Genomic DNA, 15597 nt, shown 5'->3' on the forward strand with positions numbered 1-15597 from the left:
CTCTTCCTCAATCCCCTCAGCTAACACCTCGATTGACAAATCCCGACCTATACTGATGACACTTTTAATCAAGTTTCGCGCTTGTCTGTCTTTAAGAATTCCATGTACAAAACTTTTATTCTTGCTGTCGATCCAAGCGCGCAGCTCATCCACGAAGAGGGACTGCTTCAAGAAGAGGTGCTTGGTCTCCCGCACCTCCAGGTTTGTCGACCCGGAGACGGCCGAGCGCGGCTCGATCAGGTCGGTCGGGTCCAGAAGGCGCGTGCAGTTCTCGCACTGGTCGCCGCGCGCGCGCTCGTAGTTGCAGTGCGGGCAGGTCCCCTCGATGTAGCGGTCAGGCAGGTAGCGGCCATCGTCCACGGAGTAGACCTGCTTGATATCGCGCTCCTCGATGAAGCCGTGCTCGTCCAGCTTGCGGCAGAAGTGCTGGGTCAGCTCGGCGTTCTGCGGACTGGATGACCGCCCGAAGTTGTCGAAGGAGAGGTGGAAGGCCTCCCCCACCCGCTTTTGCAGCTCATGCTGCTCGGCGCAGTAGTCCTGGACGCTCTGTCCCGCTTCCAAAGCCGCGAGCTCGGCGGGCGTGCCGTGCTCGTCGGTCGCGCAGATGTAGAGCACGTCATGGCCGCGCTGGCGCATGAAGCGGCTGTAGACATCCGCCGGCAGCATGGAGCCGACGAGATTGCCCAAGTGCTTGATGCCGTTGATGTAGGGCAGCGCGGAGGTGACGAGAATGCGTGACATGCGGATCCTTGCTTGCCAGGTAGCAGGCCGAGAGGCCGGAGACTGGAGATATGGTGTCGAAATCGGCCCAAGCTATAGGCCAAGCAAGGCCTCAGGGCAACGGCTAGCCGCGGTGCTCGGGTCCGCCTGGCATCAGACGCACGCCGGGGCGCAGGCGCTTGTAGTCCAGCGTTCGGTGGTCGATGGGGTTGGGCCCGGGGGCGGCCGCTACCAGCACGGCCTCCGCGATGGGCTGGAAGTCGGCGCGGAAGTGAACCGACGACTTCAGCGCCAGGATTTTGACCTGGCCCGGCTCCACGCCGATCTGGCGGAACATGGACTGGTCCGCCGCCTGGACGCGCCGCGAGCCGACCAGGACACGCACCCCGCCCATCTCCAGCAACGCGCAGGGCCCCAGCTCGATGTGCGCGCCTTTGTAGAAGGGGCCGGTGCCCAGGGACTTGCCGTCGCTGAGCGCAAGGATGCGCGCCGCGCTCTCGATGGGCGTGACGCCCGGCCAGCCTGACTTGGCCCCGAGGGATACCTGGATCGCCGCGCCCTCGCCCCGTCCGTGGGCCTGCGCTGCGACCTCCGGGTCGTAGAGCACGCCCAGGACCGCGCCCCCGGCGTCCTGGTCAATCAGGGCGCGCAGCAACCCGGTGGTGTCCCCGTTGCCGCCCGCCCCTGGATTGTCCTGGGTATCGGCCAGCACGACAGGCCTGCTGGCGCCCGCTGCAATCTCCTTGGCCTTGGCGACGACTTCGGCGGCGGGATAGATGGCGGCGGCAAAGGCCTCCTCCTGCGCGAGGATGCGCTGGGTGAAGCGCTCCAGCACCGCATCGGCGAGACCGGCGTCCGGTCCATAGGCAACCAGGGAGGGTCCGGCATTCTCAATATCGGCAGGCGGAAACCCACAAGCAAAAGAGAAGCTTGTCAGCCTTTCTTCATCTAATATCCTGGGTATTGACTGATAGAGGCTCTTGGCCGGGTCCATCAGCGTGCAGCCGCCGGTCAGCGGCAAGAGGAACGGAATCTGGTGGAAGGCCTTCTGCCTAGCCGAGCCCGAAGGCGGCGCGCCGCCCGGTCTCGGCCATGTCGATATGCGGATAGGTGCGGTAGATCTCCAAAAGATCGGCGTGGCGCACCATCTCCGGCGTCACGTTGGCGTGCAGATCGAGGCTGACTGCGATGGGCAGGCGCTCGCCCAAGAGGTCGCGCAGGCGGCGCAGCAGCTCGCCCTCCCCGTCCTCATGGCATTCGGTGACCATCGCCCCGTGCAGGTCCAGATAGACGCCGTCCAGGTGGCCCGCTGCCCGCAAGTCCTCCAGCAGCATCCCGGCGACGGTCTCAAAAGCCTCGTCCGTGACATGGGCGGAGGGCGGCGCCGAACACCAGCAGAGAGGCAGGATTTCATGCCCCAGCTCATTCAGCGCCTCCAGCGCTCCGGTGACCGGCAGGTTGATTCCGGCCACGCCCGGCGGAAGTTCATTTCCCCGGAGCAGACCCGGCCAGCCCTCGGCTTCCAGGAAATGACTGAGCGCCGCCTTGGTGGGCGCAAAGGTGTTGGTTTCGTGCTGAAAGCCGCCGACGGCGATACGCATGGTGGCTGGTGTCCTTGAAAGTCTTGCCCGGCCCGGCAAGACTAGCGGCCTCCGATCCTGGCGGTAAAGCCCGGGCTCAAAAGGAAAGCAGAGGTGAGATGGAAGCGGAATACGATGTCATCGTCGTAGGCGCAGGCGCCGCCGGGATCGGCGCGGCCCGGCGCCTGACGGCAGCGGGGAAGCGAACCCTGGTGGTGGAGGCGCGCGACCGTGTCGGCGGGCGAACCAACACCGTGGACTTCCACGGGCACCCCTATGACCTGGGCGCGCAGTTCATGCACTCTGCGAGCCTCAACCCCATGGTCGGCATCGCGGAGGGTATGGGCCGCCGAGTGGAGCGGACCCACCTCGATTGGAACAGCTCGCGCATCCCGGACCGATACGACGAGGCCGACCGCAGGGAGATCGTCGGTACGATCGAGGCTTTCTTCGAGTTGATGGACGGCCCGCTCGACGCCGATCCTTCGGTCGCGGACCTGCTGGACCGCCTTCCCGACCAGCGCTACCGCCCTTTTGTCGAGGCGATCTGGACCTGGATATCGAGCCGGGAGGCTGAGCTTTGTTCGGCCAAGGACGCCGCGCGCTACAACGACACCATGGAGGATTGGCAGGTCGAAGGCGGGTACGGCAGCTTGATCCTGGCCTTGTCGGAGGGACTTGAGATCGCCCTCTCCTGCCCCGTCTCGGTGATCCGCAGGACCGCAGGCGGGGTCGAGATCGACTCGGCCCGGGGCCGCCTCAGCGCCAAGCAGGCGGTCGTGGCCCTGCCCAGCAACATCCTGATCAACGAGGCGGTGCGTTTCGAGCCTGGCCTGCCGTCTGAAATTCTGGAGGCGGTTCATGCCGTGCCCATGGGCTCGGCCGGCAAGCTGCTGTTCAGGGTCGCCGAGCCGCACCCCGATCTTGGCAGGGGTGCGCGGCTGCGCGCCTCGGTCACCGACCGGGGAACGCCCAGCTATCACGTCTCGGTCTTCGGCGCGCCCATCCTGATGGGGTTCTTCGGTGGGAACGCGGCCAAGGAGCTGGAGGCCGCGGGGACCGCAGCCTGGGCGGATCACGCGATGGAGGGACTCAAGAGCCTGCTGGGCAGCGATGTCGAAAAGCACCTCGCCGACCCGCTTACGACCGGCTGGAGCGCCGATCCCTATTCCCAGGGCGCCTACTCAGCCGGGACGGCGGGAAAGGCGCATCTGCGCCCTAGACTCGCGGAGCCCTTCGACGAGCGGATCTTCCTGGCCGGGGAACACACCTCGGTGGAGTTCTTCTCCACCGTTCACGGCGCCTACCTCTCGGGTGAGCGCGCCGCGGACTGGGTGCTGAAGCAGGGCTAGAGGGGACGCGCGTCCCCTCCTCGCCTTACAGATCAGCGTAGACGTGCTTTTCGGCCTTGGCGCCGGGATGGGTGACCGCACCCTTCTCGGCGTCGCCGACCGTCTGCGCGTACTTCCAGATGGCGCCGGACTGATAGTCGTGCTCGCGCGGCTTCCATTCCTTGCGGCGCGCTTCCAGTTCGGCGTCGCTCAGCCCCACCTCGATGGTGCCCTCGTTGGCGTCGATCACGATGGGATCGCCATCCTTCAGCAGACCGATGGGCCCACCGACCGCGGCTTCCGGGCCGACGTGGCCGATGCAGAAACCCCGGGTCGCGCCGGAGAAACGGCCGTCCGTGATCAGCGCGACCTTGTCGCCCATGCCCTGCCCGTAGATGGCTGCCGTGGTCGCCAGCATCTCGCGCATGCCGGGGCCGCCACGCGGCCCTTCGTAGCGGATCACGAAGACGTCGCCTTCCTTGTAGCGGCGCTCCTGCACCGCCTTGAAGGCGTCCTCTTCGCAGTCGAAGCAGAGCGCACGGCCCTCAAAGCGCAGGTTCTTCATGCCCGCGACCTTCACGATCGCGCCCTGCGGCGCGAGATTGCCGCGCAGACCGACGACGCCGCCCCAGGAGGTGATGGGGTTGCTGGTCGGGCGCACGATCTCCTGATCGGTCGGGAAGACCACGTCCGCGAGGTTCTCGGCCATGGTCTTGCCGGTCACGGTGATGCAGTCGCCATGCAGGAAGCCGCCGTCCAGCAGCGCCTTCATGAGGACCGGCACGCCGCCGATCTCAAAGAGGTCCTTTGCGACGAAACGCCCGCCGGGCTTCAGATCGGCGATATAAGGCGTCTTGCGGAAGATCGCCGCCACATCGTGGATGTCGAACTCAATGCCGGCCTCATGCGCAATGGCGGGCAGATGGAGCGCCGCGTTGGTGGAGCCGCCGGACGCGGCCACCACGACGGCCGCGTTCTCCAGCGCCTCGCGGGTCACGATGTCGCGCGGGCGCAGGTTCTGCTCCAAGAGGCGCATGGTGGCCTCGCCAGAGGCCTCCGCGTACTGGTCGCGCGTCTCGTAGGGCGCGGGCGCCCCCGCCGAACCCGGCATGGCAAGACCGATGGCCTCGGAAACGCAGGCCATGGTGTTGGCGGTGAACTGGCCGCCGCAGGAACCCGCGGAGGGACAGGCGACGCACTCAAGCGCGCGCAGATCCTCTTCCGCCATGTTCCCGGCGGAGTGCGCGCCGACCGCTTCAAAGACGTCCTGGACCGTCACGTCCCGGCCCTTGTAGCGGCCGGGAAGGATGGAACCGCCGTACATGAAGACGCCGGGCACGTTGAGGCGGACCATGGCCATCATCATGCCGGGCAGCGACTTGTCGCAGCCCGCGAGGCCGACGATGGCGTCGTAGCAATGGCCGCGCATGGTCAGCTCGACCGAATCGGCGATCACGTCGCGGCTGACGAGGGAGGACTTCATGCCAGCATGGCCCATGGCGATGCCGTCGGTCACGGTGATGGTGGTGAACTCGCGCGGCGTGCCGCCGCCGGCGACCACGCCCTTCTTGACCACCTGGGCTTGACGGCTGAGGGAGATGTTGCAGGGCGCCGCCTCGTTCCAGCAGGTCGCCACACCCACGAAGGGTTTGTCGATATCCTCCTGGCTGAGACCCATGGCGTAGTAGTAGGAGCGATGGGGCGCCTTGCTCGGTCCGACCGAGACATGGCGGCTGACCATCTTGGACTTGTCCCACTTCTTCTTCGGTGCATCGAGCGGCATCTCTGGGCTCTCCCCTTATCTTCGCTATCGCTGAATATCGTTTTGGCGGCTCTCGATCCGCCCCTTGGCGCAAAGCCTACTCAAGCGCCCGGCAGGGCTCCATCGCTTTTTGCGGGAACCTGCCTTGCGCTCTTAGCCCTCACCCGCCGAGGCTGGCGACGGCTTCCTCGATCTTGGCGACGGAACGGGCGGCCTCGGCAAGGCGCTCGCGCTGCTCCTCGACCACCTCCTCGGGCGCCTTTGCCAGGAACTGCTCATTCGAGAGCTTCTTGTCGAGCTTGCTGATCTCGCCCTGAAGCTTGTCGCGCTCCTTTTCCAGGCGCTTGCGCTCGGCGGCGATGTCGATCACCTCGCCAAGCGGCAGGATCGCCGTGGCTTCGCCCAGCACGAACTGCGCGGCGCCGCCGTCGATGGGCGCCTCGCTCGCCTCGGTCCTGTCGAGGCGGGCCAGGCGCTTTATCAAGGCCTCGTAGGCCGAAAGCCGCGCCTTGCTCTCCTCCGAAGCGCCCTTGAGAACCAGGGGCACGTGGGCAGCCGCGGGGACGTTCATCTGCGAGCGCACCGCGCGCACCTCTGAGATCAGGCCGATGACCCAGTCGATGTCGGCCTCGGCGGCCTTGTCGATCAGGGAATCCGGCAGATCGGGCCAGGCGGCCTCGATCAGCAGGCCCTGCTTATCCTCGGTCAGGGTGCCCCAGAGTTCCTCGGTGATGTAGGGCATCAGCGGATGCATCAGCTTCACCAACTGGCTCAGAACCCAGGCGGCGGTGGCCTTCGTCTCGGCGGCGGCTTCGGCGTCGTCGCCCGTGATGACCGGCTTGGAGAGTTCGATGTACCAGTCGCAGAACTCGTTCCAGGTGAACTGGTAGACGATGGAGGCAGCATCATTGAAGCGGTAGGCGGTCAGGGCTTCCGTCAGACGGCGTTCGCAGGCCGTCAGCTTGCCGACGATCCAGCGGTTGAGCGGCTGCTTGTTGGCCGAGGGGTCATAGCCCTCCACCAGCGCCGCACCGTTCACCAAGGTGAAGCGGCTGGCATTCCAGAGCTTGGTGGCGAAGTTGCGGTAGCCCTCGATCCGGGATTCCGCCAGCTTCACGTCGCGCCCATGGGTGCAGAGCGCGGCCAAGGTGAAGCGCAGCGCATCGCAGCCGTACTTCTCGATGATGTCCAGCGGGTCCATGGTGTTGCCCTTGGACTTGGACATCTTCTGGCCCTGGGCGTCGCGCACCAGGCCGTGGATGTAGACATCCCGGAAAGGCACCTCCCCGTCCATGAAGTGCAGTCCGAACATCATCATGCGGGCGACCCAGAAGAAGATGATGTCGAAGCCGGTCACCAGCACATCGCCGGGATAGTAACGCTTCAGCGCCTCGGTCTCGTCGGGCCAGCCGAGCGTCGAGAAGGGCCAGAGGGCCGACGAGAACCAGGTGTCCAGGACGTCTTCGTCTCGGACCAATTCCACCTCTTCGCCGTAGCGGGACTTCGCCTCGGCGGCGGCCTGCTCCTCGCTCTCGGCCACGAAGAACTTTCCGTCCGGGCCATACCACGCGGGGATCTGATGACCCCACCAGAGCTGGCGCGACACGCACCAGGGCTGAATGTTGCGCATCCAGTCGAAGTACATGTTCTCGTACTGCTGGGGCACGATGCGGGTGCGCCCGCTCTCCACGGCCTCTATGGCCGGCTTGGCGAGGGTCGCCGCGTCCACGTACCACTGGTCGGTCAGGAAGGGTTCGATCGGGACCCCGCCACGGTCGCCGTGCGGGACCATGTGGGTGTGATCGTCGATCCGCTCCAGAAGACCGGCGGCTTCCATGTCCTCGACGATGCGCTTGCGCGCTTCGAAGCGGTCCAGGCCGCGGTAGGCCTCCGGCGCGTTCTCGTTGATCTCGGCGTTCTCGGTCAGGATGTTGATCTGTTCGAGGTCGTTGCGCTTGCCGACCTCGAAGTCGTTGAAGTCGTGCGCCGGCGTGATCTTGACCGCGCCCGACCCGGTTTCGGGGTCGGCATAGTCGTCGGCGACGATCGGAATGCGCCGGCCCACCAGCGGCAAGATCGCGTACTTGCCGACCAGGTCCTTGTAGCGCTCATCCTCCGGATGCACGGCGATGCCGCTATCGCCCAGCATGGTTTCCGGCCGGGTGGTGGCGACCACGATGAAGCGGCCCTCCTCCCCCTCCACGGGATAGCGGAAGTGCCAGAGGTGCCCCTTGATCTCAACCTGCTGGACCTCCAGGTCGGAGATCGCCGTGTGGAGCTTCGGATCCCAGTTCACCAGACGCTTGTCACGGTAGATCAGCCCCTGACGATAGAGATCGACGAAGGTCTTGAGCACCGCGCGCGACAGCCCCTCGTCCATGGTGAAGCGTTCGCGCTCCCAGTCCGCCGAGGCGCCCAGGTGGCGCAGCTGATGGATGATCGTGCCGCCAGACTGTTCTTTCCATTCCCAGACCTTCTCCAGGAACTTCTCGCGGCCGATGTCGCGGCGGTGAATGCCCTCGGCTGCGAGGTTGCGCTCCACCACCATCTGGGTCGCGATCCCGGCATGGTCCGTGCCCGGTTGCCAAAGCGCATCCTTGCCGTTCATGCGCTTCCAGCGGATCAGGATATCCTGGATCGAAAAGGTCAGCGCATGGCCGATGTGCAGGCTGCCGGTTACGTTGGCGGGCGGCATCATGATGACGTAAGGCTCTTTGCCCGAGTCCTCCTGCGCCTTGAAGGCTCCCGAAGCCTCCCACCGCTCGTATTGCTTCGCCTCCACCTCTTGGGGCGAATAGGTCTTTTCCAGCATCGCTGCCGTTCCTTCTTGTTTTCAGCCTGCCATCTTGTCCGCTTCTAACGACTGCGGCGGCTCTTTAAAGCCGCCGCGAGAGACCGGTTCAAGAGCGCCGCCGCAGCCCGGCTACTCGTCCTTCTTGCGGCGTACCATCTCCTCGATCTCCTCGCGGACGATGTTGTGTACAAGGGGTGCTAGGTTGGCTTCAAGCCATTCCCGCACATGGGGGACCAGCGCCTGGCGCACGACGGCCTCCAGCGACTGCCCACTGCCGACCTGCGGACCGTGGTCGAGCGTGCGCGTCGGGTGCTGAGAAAGGTACTTGGTGATGGCGGCGGCACCCGCCGCCTTGATCGGGTCGACCTTGCCCAGGTTGTCCTGCTGAGGCTCCTCAAGGTGCTGAGCGTCCAGCGGAGCTGGACCGGGCTCCGGGCTTGCTTTTGCCGCCATGCCCTCGGCCACCTCTCTCTCAACCGCCTGCAACGCTTCGCGCATGCGGCGTTCCTCGCGCAGGTCCACCACCTTGCCGTCGCTGGTGACCATCTGGGTCAGGTGGATGACGCCGGAATCCCCGCTCATCCCATCCGCCGCTGTATCCGCGTCGTCCGGCGCTTCCGCTTCGGCCTCGATGGCCTTGCGGATGGACTTCATGACATCTTCTATGCTGCCGCTGTCTTCGCGGTCCGACTCGGACATGGCCTACTCCCTACGCAGCAAAGTGTGCCAGAAGACCGCCGTAATACAAAAGCCTCGAAAATCGGGCCACCAGCTTACTCGCTGGGGATATCGGTCCCGTACCATTTGCCGGCCACGGCATCGTAGTTCTTGATCGGATCGTAGATCTCGACCGGCAGGCCGATCTGGCCGGCGGTCAGGCGCCCCACCGCAGAAAGCGCGCCATAGCTGGCGATCACCACGTCGCGCTGGGCCGTCACCAGGTCCACCTGCGCGTTGAGCAACTCCTGCTCGGCGTCCAAGACGTCAAGCACGGTACGAGCGCCCACGAGGTTCTCCTGTCGGACGCCGTCGAGCGCGATCTGCGAGGCCCTCACCTCGCTCAGCAGCGACTCCACCTGAGAGCGCCGCGTCAGCAAGGCCTCCCAGGAAGCGATCGCCTGCTGTTTGGCGAGACGGCGCGCCTCTTCGATCTCGATCGCGCGCTGGTTTGAAATCTGCTTGCTTTCACGCACCTGACTGGAGACGAAACCCTGCTGATAAATCGGGATGACCAGTTGGGCGATAATCGAGGCTTCGCTGCTGTCCGTGTTGCTGCGCGTCTGATTGCGCCCATGGGCCAAGGTGCCGACCAGGTTCACCTCAGGGTTCAACTCGGCTTCGCTGGCGTCGACCCGGGCTTCGGCCGCCTGTTGGACGAAGATCGCGGCGATCACGTTGGGATTGTCATTGAGCGCAGCCGACACGGTTTCCTCCCGGCTGGCCGGCAGACCGCCGGGAATCGGCGCCTGCTCGACGCCGGACGGCTTCTCTCCGATCACCTGCTCGTAGGTCGCGATGGCAGAGGCCAGTTCGCCTTCGGCCTGGATCCGCGAGGAGACCGCGCGCGACAGGCGCGCTTCGGCCTGCGATACGTCGGTGCGGGTTGTCTCGCCCACCTCGAAGCGGTCGCGGGTGGCTTGAAGCTGCCGGCGCAGGACCCGTTCGTTGTTCTGGTTGAGCGACAAGACCGCTTCGGCGCTCCACACGTTCATGTACGCCGTCACGGCATCGCGCAGCACGCTTTGCTCGACAGCGGCCAGCAGGGCGCGCTGGGCCTCTACATCCTTTTCGGCGGCATTCACCTGAGCGTCGGTGCGCCCGCCCGTGTAGAGGGGCTGCACCACGTCCAGGCTGCCGGACAGAGGTACCGTGCCATCGCTCGTGCTCGTAGCGCCGGTGTCGCTGTCCCGATAGCTCAAGCCCGCGCCGCCGTTCACCTCGACGTTCGGCCGCCAGCCGGAGCGGGCCTGCGCGACCCCTTCATCGACGCCGCGCAGTTCCGCGCGGGTCGCCCTCAAGGTCGGATTGTCGAGATAGGTGCGGGCCAAGGCCTCGTCCAACGATGCCGCCCACGCGGGCGAGGACAGGACACCGAGACCAATCGTAAGTGAGATCACTGCCGCGCCAGCACAGAGCCGCTTGGCTTTGGAACGAAGGGTGACAGTCATGCTCTTGCTTCTCACCTAATCTGAATTGTTGTCCAAAAGCTGCGCCGCCGATGAATCGGCGTCAATAGCGCGCCATCCTGGGATCGTACGCTGCGCCCCAGGCGAGTATCCCGCCGGCGATGTTCGAAACTTTTGCAAAGCCGTTCGCGCGCAGATAGTGCGTCACCTTCAGACTGCGCGCACCGCTGCGGCAGAGCACGGCGAGGGGCTTATCCTTGGGCAATTCATCCAGGCGGTCGGGTATTTCGTTCATTGGGATATCGAGCGTCCCGTCGAGGCGCGCAACGTCAAGCTCCCAGGGCTCGCGCACATCAAGCACGACCAGATCGCCGCCGGAGTCCCGCGCCTCCTTCAGATCCTGAACGCTGATCTCCAGCGGCGCCCCGCTCATCAGAAAACGAAGCCCTTCTGCTTTTCCATACCGGGAAGAACCGGGGTGTTGGCGTCGAACAGCGTGCGGTAGGAAACCACCTCGCCCGCCCGGCGGTAAAGCACCGCGCTGCCTGGCACCGTCGCGTCGTCGCGCAGGACCGTGACCAGGCGGCCACCGTCGGCAAGCTGATCGAAGAGCGCTGCCGGCACCTCGGAAACCGCACCCCCCAGTAGGATCACATTGTAGGGAGCCTGTTTCGGGTATCCGTCGGCGATCTCGCCCTTCAGCAAGACGGCGCTCTCCATGTCTCGTTGATCGAGCGCCTCCGCCCCGATATCGAGCAGTGCCTGCTCGGGCTCCAGCCCCACGACCGTGGCGCCCATGTGGGTCATGAGAGCGGCGCTGTAGCCGGTCCCGCAAGCCACGTCCAGAACCAGATCGCCTGGCCGGACCTCGGCGGCCTGGATCAGGCGCGCCAGAACCATCGGCTCCATCAGGTAGCGATTGCCGCCGAGCGGAAGGTCTTCGTCGTTGTAGGCGATGCCCCGGCGCCCCTGCGGCAGAAACCGTTCGCGCGGCACCTCGTCCAGAGCGTCCAATAGCCGGGCGTCACGCACCTTGTTCGTGCGAATCTGGCTTTCGACCATGTTGTGGCGGGCGGTGGTGAAGTCGATGCTGGCCATATTGAACTCTTGGGGTGGTGGCTCCGGCTTGCGACCCGGTAAGGACGCGCGCGCTGCGATCATCCCCGCCGTTATAGCACCCACGCGGGAGAACACAATGTCTCAGCCGAGCGATGGAAAGCATAGTCCCCAATCAACAAGAGGCTTTGACAAAGCACTGCGGTTGTGTTCTTGTCCGCCCCGACAACGAGCCTCTCGCGATCGCGCGATCGGCGTCCGCCCCTGAACTGGGGCACTGATGGACGTCTTCCCGAGCGGAACTCACTATAGACTTTCTGCACCATGGTCGCGCGTGGAGCGCGGACTTAAAGGCACACGGCCTTGCAAAAGGCGGCGCTTTGAGGGCGTCACAGAAGCCGGTGCTCAAGGAAAGAATTTTTTGACCTCTACGACATTCCGCGATCTCGGAATTTCCGAGACCCTGTTGCGCGGCCTTACCGCACAGCAGTTCACCACCCCCACTCCCATCCAGGAAAAAACCATTCCGCTGATTCTGTCCGGCAGAGACCTGCTTGGGCTGGCGCAGACGGGTACCGGCAAGACCGGCGCCTTCGCGCTGCCCATTCTTCAGGAGCTGTCGGCGGCGAAGGCCGACACCCGCCAGGGCCGCATCCGTGCGCTTATCCTGGCGCCGACCCGCGAGTTGGTGGTTCAGATCGAAAAGGCGCTGCGTCTCTTCGGACGCAACGAGCGCCTCTTCACCCTGGCCGTTTACGGCGGCGTGGGCCGCCGTCCGCAGATCGACCGCTTGCGCCGCGGCGCCGACATCGTCGTCGCCACGCCCGGGCGCTTTCTGGACCTCTACGACGAGGGCCACATCTCGCTGAAGGCCGTCACGCACCTGGTGCTGGACGAGGCCGACCGCATGCTGGACATGGGATTCATTCATCCCATCCGCCGCATCGTGGGCGACCTACCGCGCGAGCGCCGCTCCCTGCTCTTCTCGGCCACCATGCCGCGTACGGTGGAGGCGCTGTCCCGCGAGATTCTGACCGACCCCGCGCGAGTCGAAATTGAGCGGAAGACGGTCGCGCCGAGCGCCATCGAGCAGCGGGTCATCCATGTCCGCACGCCGGAGAAGCGCGAGCTCCTGAAGGAGCTTCTGAAGGAAGACGCATTCAAACGCGTCATCGTCTTCACCCGGACCAAGCACATGGCCAACCGCGTCGCCGAGCAGCTCGAGAAATCCGGACAGGCCGCCGAGGCTCTCCACGGAAACAAGAGCCAGTCGGCGCGCCAGAACGCGCTGAAGCGCTTTCAGAGCGGACAGGCCCGCGTCCTGGTGGCGACCGATATCGCCGCGCGCGGCATCGACGTCCCCTCGATCAGCCATGTGATCAACTACGATCTTCCGAACGAGCCCGAGAGCTACGTTCACCGCATCGGCCGCACGGCGCGCGCCGGAGGCAGTGGCGTGGCGATCTCCTTCTGCGACCGGGGCGAAATCGCCTACCTGAAGGATATCGAGAAGCTGATCGGGATCTCCATCGAAGCCGAAGGCGACCTCCCCTCGCCCGAGGAAATGAAACGCCCGGCTCCGGCGGCACCGCAGAAGAAGCGCGGTGGACGTCCGGGTCGTGGCAAGCCGCAGGCCCGCAAACAGGGCGGCGGCTGGGGAAAGCCGCGTAGAGGCGGCCAGCAACAGAGGCGTGCGGCCTGACGAAGGCCTGATTCAAGCGCCCCGCACTATCACCTGCCATCCATTGCAAGATAAGGAGTTTACGACAATGGCGAAGGGTACCGTTAAGTGGTTCAACAGCACCAAGGGTTTTGGTTTCATCCAGCCTGAGGACGGCGGCAAGGACGTGTTCGTGCACATCTCTGCTGTCGAGCGTTCCGGCATCGCTACGCCGAACGAAGGCGACACGATCCACTATGAATTGGAGACCGACGACCGTCGTGGCCGCGTCTCCGCGGTGAACCTGCGCCTCGACTGAGGACTGGTTTTCTGAAGACAAAACCCCGTCGATCCCATGAGAACTGGGGTCGGCGGGGTTTTTCTTTTTCAGAACGGGACCCTGTTTCCCGGCTCGGCGAAAGCCCGGCTCAGCGGTAAAGCGCTTCGAACGCAAGACCCGCGCCGAAATAGAAGAACAGCATCAAGCCCACGACCCCCAGCCCGACCGAGGTTCCCAGGCGCAGCAGCCGCTGCGGCCAGGCAAAGCGGCCCTCGACCGCCCGCAGAAACATCAAGATCGCGACAATCAGCGGCAGCGTGCAAAGAAGAGTGACCAAAAGCCACTCGAAAAAGCGGGCGAGCATCTCGGTCATTGAGCGATTATAGCACGAAAATAGACCAATCCGCGAAGCGCCAGCGCCGCGCTTGCCCCGAGGGTCCTCTCCTAGCGGCGGATGAACGAACCGCTAATCTCGGTCAAGACCCCAAGAACAAGGGCAAAGCCGATCGCCATGACCGCCGTGAGGACCGCGTCCTCGCTCGCCTGGGACCGCAGGGGCTCCAGAAACTGAGGCGGCGCCCTGCCCTCGTTCTCCAGCACTTTTAGATAGGCCACGACGCCAAGCCAGGCCGTGCCAAGCGCCAACAGCAGCCAGGCGATCATACGGCTCGCATTTGTGAAGAACATCTGCCTCTCTCCCTGCATTTCTGCCGGTAGAAGGCTAGCAAAGCAGGTTGGCCGGGGTGAAGGGCGTGATCTCACCCCGGCCCCGCGCCTTACATCAGATGCTCTTTGAAGAAGGCGATGGTGCGCTCCTCGGCGAGTTTGGCCGCATCAGCGTCGAAACGCGGCGTCGTGTCGTTGTGGAAGCCGTGATTGGTCGCCGGATAGATGTGGACCTCATACTCCTTCCCGGCAGCCTTCAAGGCCGACTCATAGGCGGGCCAACCGGCGTTGATCCGCTCGTCCAGCTCGGCCAACTGGATGAGGAGGGGCGCCTCAATGAAGGAGACATCCTCGCTCGCAGGTTGGCGGCCATAGAAGGGCACGCCCGCCGACAGCTCCGGATAGGCGACAGCCAAGGCATTGACCACGCCGCCGCCGTAGCAGAAGCCGACAGCGCCGACCTTCCCGGTGCAGTCATCCCGACCCCTCAAGTACTCAAAGCCCGCGAAGAAGTCATTCAGGAGCTTTTCTCCATCGACTGTCTTCTGGAGAGCCCTGCCCTCGTCATCGTTGCCGGGGTAGCCGCCGACGGAGGTCAAGCCGTCAGGGGCCATGGCCATGAACCCGGCCTTGGCCATGCGGCGGGTCACATCCTCGATGTAGGGATTGAGCCCCCGGTTCTCATGGACCACGAGCACGGCGGGAAGCGGTCCCGTAGCCCCCGCCGGGCGAACCAGATAAGCGTTCACCTCGCCATGACCGTTGGGCGAGGAGTAGGTTAAACGGGTGGTCTCCAGGCCGGGATCATCGGGTGCTACTTGCTGCGCCAGGGCGTAGTTCGGGGAGAGTTCCCTCAAAAGTGCGGCCGCGGTGACGCCGACAGCGGCGAAGGACGCGGCCTTGTCCAGGAACTCTCGCTTTGTGACCAAGCCATGCGCGTAGAAGTCATAGAGATCCAAAAGCTCCTGGGGGAAGTCTTTGGCGGTCTTACGCTGAAATCGGGGAATCTGATTCATCCAACACTCTCCAAATCACGGTCCGGGGATTACCGGACGTCACGGATGGAAAGTCTAGATCAGGTTCAGGGCCGGCTCCGAGTCACAAATTGGTGCAGTTTCGAGAACGCTCCCGCGAAGTCCGCAAGCCATGGTTGAACGCTCAAGAAATTGGAGGCCCGGGCCGGAATCGAACCGACGTACAAGGATTTGCAGTCCTCTGCATCACCACTCTGCCACCGGGCCTCAGGGGCGACTTGCGTCCTGCAGGTGGGAGAGCAGCGGTGTAGCCTTTGGGGTGCAGAAGTTCAAGCGCAACTTCATCTCAAAAGGGCCTTGGGGCATCCAAAGGGCGAAGGGCTACGTATCTATTATGATACTGTTGAAGAGAAGGAGCCGCCGAACCATGAACTCCCTACGACGCCTCTTGGCTCTCGTGGTGCTGGTCGCAGGCACCGCAACCGCCGTTCCAGCCCTTGCCGAGGACCCGCCGGAAGCGGCCGATCAAGCGGCCGTGCAGCAAGTCATCGCGGGACAGATTCAAGCCTTCCTTAGAGAAGACGGCGAAGCCGCCTATTCCTATGCCGCGCCTCACATCAAACAGAAGTTCGGCTCGCCCTCGGTCTT

At 64.6% G+C, this 15597-nt stretch carries 14 protein-coding genes, 1 tRNA gene and 1 pseudogene; 4 read left to right on the forward strand and 12 right to left on the reverse strand.

Translation table 11 applies throughout. From position 1 onward, the window contains the following. Together P8X75_12515 and P8X75_12520 are read right to left on the reverse strand one after the other, a co-directional pair. Window positions 1-741, reverse strand: a 741-nt coding sequence (locus P8X75_12515; protein MEJ1996012.1) for a class I tRNA ligase family protein, incomplete at its 3' end; no start/stop codon positions are given. 103 nt (window positions 742-844) lie between these two features. After that, window positions 845-2321: pseudogene (locus tag P8X75_12520) on the reverse strand (M81 family metallopeptidase). A gap of 98 nt (window positions 2322-2419) precedes the next feature. Between P8X75_12520 and P8X75_12525 the strand changes: the two are divergent. Next, the gene (locus P8X75_12525; GenBank protein ID MEJ1996013.1) at window positions 2420-3652 is read left to right on the forward strand and encodes an NAD(P)/FAD-dependent oxidoreductase; all 1233 of its coding nucleotides are present in this window, start codon (window positions 2420-2422) and stop codon (window positions 3650-3652) included. A gap of 25 nt (window positions 3653-3677) precedes the next feature. Here P8X75_12525 and ilvD read toward each other — a convergent pair whose 3' ends face one another. The 6 genes from ilvD to P8X75_12555 all read right to left on the reverse strand — a co-directional run bounded on the left by ilvD (window position 3678) and on the right by P8X75_12555 (window position 11411). Beyond that, the gene (gene ilvD / locus P8X75_12530; protein MEJ1996014.1) at window positions 3678-5414 is read right to left on the reverse strand and encodes a dihydroxy-acid dehydratase; all 1737 of its coding nucleotides are present in this window, start codon (window positions 5412-5414) and stop codon (window positions 3678-3680) included. Window positions 5415-5553: 139 nt separating this feature from the next. Beyond that, window positions 5554-8205, reverse strand: a complete 2652-nt coding sequence (locus tag P8X75_12535; protein MEJ1996015.1) for a valine--tRNA ligase — start codon at window positions 8203-8205, stop codon at window positions 5554-5556. A gap of 111 nt (window positions 8206-8316) precedes the next feature. Then, a complete protein-coding gene (locus tag P8X75_12540) occupies window positions 8317-8886 on the reverse strand; it encodes a DUF2497 domain-containing protein (protein MEJ1996016.1) in 570 nt (189 codons plus the stop codon). Between the two features lie 74 nt (window positions 8887-8960). After that, window positions 8961-10355 carry a TolC family outer membrane protein gene (locus P8X75_12545; protein ID MEJ1996017.1) on the reverse strand — a complete coding sequence of 465 codons (1395 nt, stop codon included), beginning with the start codon at window positions 10353-10355 and terminating at the stop codon, window positions 8961-8963. Window positions 10356-10416: 61 nt separating this feature from the next. Beyond that, window positions 10417-10746, reverse strand: a complete 330-nt coding sequence (locus P8X75_12550; GenBank protein MEJ1996018.1) for a rhodanese-like domain-containing protein — start codon at window positions 10744-10746, stop codon at window positions 10417-10419. Then, window positions 10746-11411, reverse strand: a complete 666-nt coding sequence (locus tag P8X75_12555; GenBank protein MEJ1996019.1) for a protein-L-isoaspartate O-methyltransferase — start codon at window positions 11409-11411, stop codon at window positions 10746-10748. Before P8X75_12555 ends, P8X75_12550 begins: the two co-directional genes overlap by 1 nt. Before the next feature lie 379 nt (window positions 11412-11790). Between P8X75_12555 and P8X75_12560 the strand changes: the two genes are divergently transcribed. Together P8X75_12560 and P8X75_12565 are read left to right on the forward strand one after the other, a co-directional pair. Beyond that, on the forward strand, window positions 11791-13071 hold the full coding sequence (locus tag P8X75_12560; protein MEJ1996020.1) for a DEAD/DEAH box helicase: 1281 nt from the start codon (window positions 11791-11793) through the stop codon (window positions 13069-13071). A gap of 67 nt (window positions 13072-13138) precedes the next feature. Continuing rightward, window positions 13139-13348, forward strand: coding sequence for a cold-shock protein (locus tag P8X75_12565; protein MEJ1996021.1), 210 nt, complete (start codon window positions 13139-13141; stop codon window positions 13346-13348). A gap of 109 nt (window positions 13349-13457) precedes the next feature. Here P8X75_12565 and P8X75_12570 read toward each other — a convergent pair whose 3' ends face one another. The 4 genes from P8X75_12570 to P8X75_12585 form a co-directional block, all read right to left on the reverse strand. Then, window positions 13458-13682 (reverse strand): hypothetical protein, encoded by a 225-nt coding sequence (locus P8X75_12570; GenBank protein MEJ1996022.1) that lies wholly within the window; start codon window positions 13680-13682, stop codon window positions 13458-13460. Between the two features lie 71 nt (window positions 13683-13753). Further along, a complete protein-coding gene (locus P8X75_12575) occupies window positions 13754-13996 on the reverse strand; it encodes a hypothetical protein (GenBank protein ID MEJ1996023.1) in 243 nt (80 codons plus the stop codon). 89 nt (window positions 13997-14085) lie between these two features. Next, window positions 14086-14991, reverse strand: coding sequence for a YghX family hydrolase (yghX, locus tag P8X75_12580; GenBank protein MEJ1996024.1), 906 nt, complete (start codon window positions 14989-14991; stop codon window positions 14086-14088). 151 nt (window positions 14992-15142) lie between these two features. Continuing rightward, window positions 15143-15216: transfer RNA gene (locus P8X75_12585), tRNA-Cys, on the reverse strand. 160 nt (window positions 15217-15376) lie between these two features. Here P8X75_12585 and P8X75_12590 point away from each other — a divergent pair. Further along, window positions 15377-15597: DUF4864 domain-containing protein (locus P8X75_12590; protein MEJ1996025.1), on the forward strand; the 221-nt coding region annotated here is incomplete at its 3' end.

Source organism: Limibacillus sp. (assembly GCA_037379885.1).
Taxonomy (GTDB): Bacteria; Pseudomonadota; Alphaproteobacteria; order Kiloniellales; family CECT-8803; genus JARRJC01.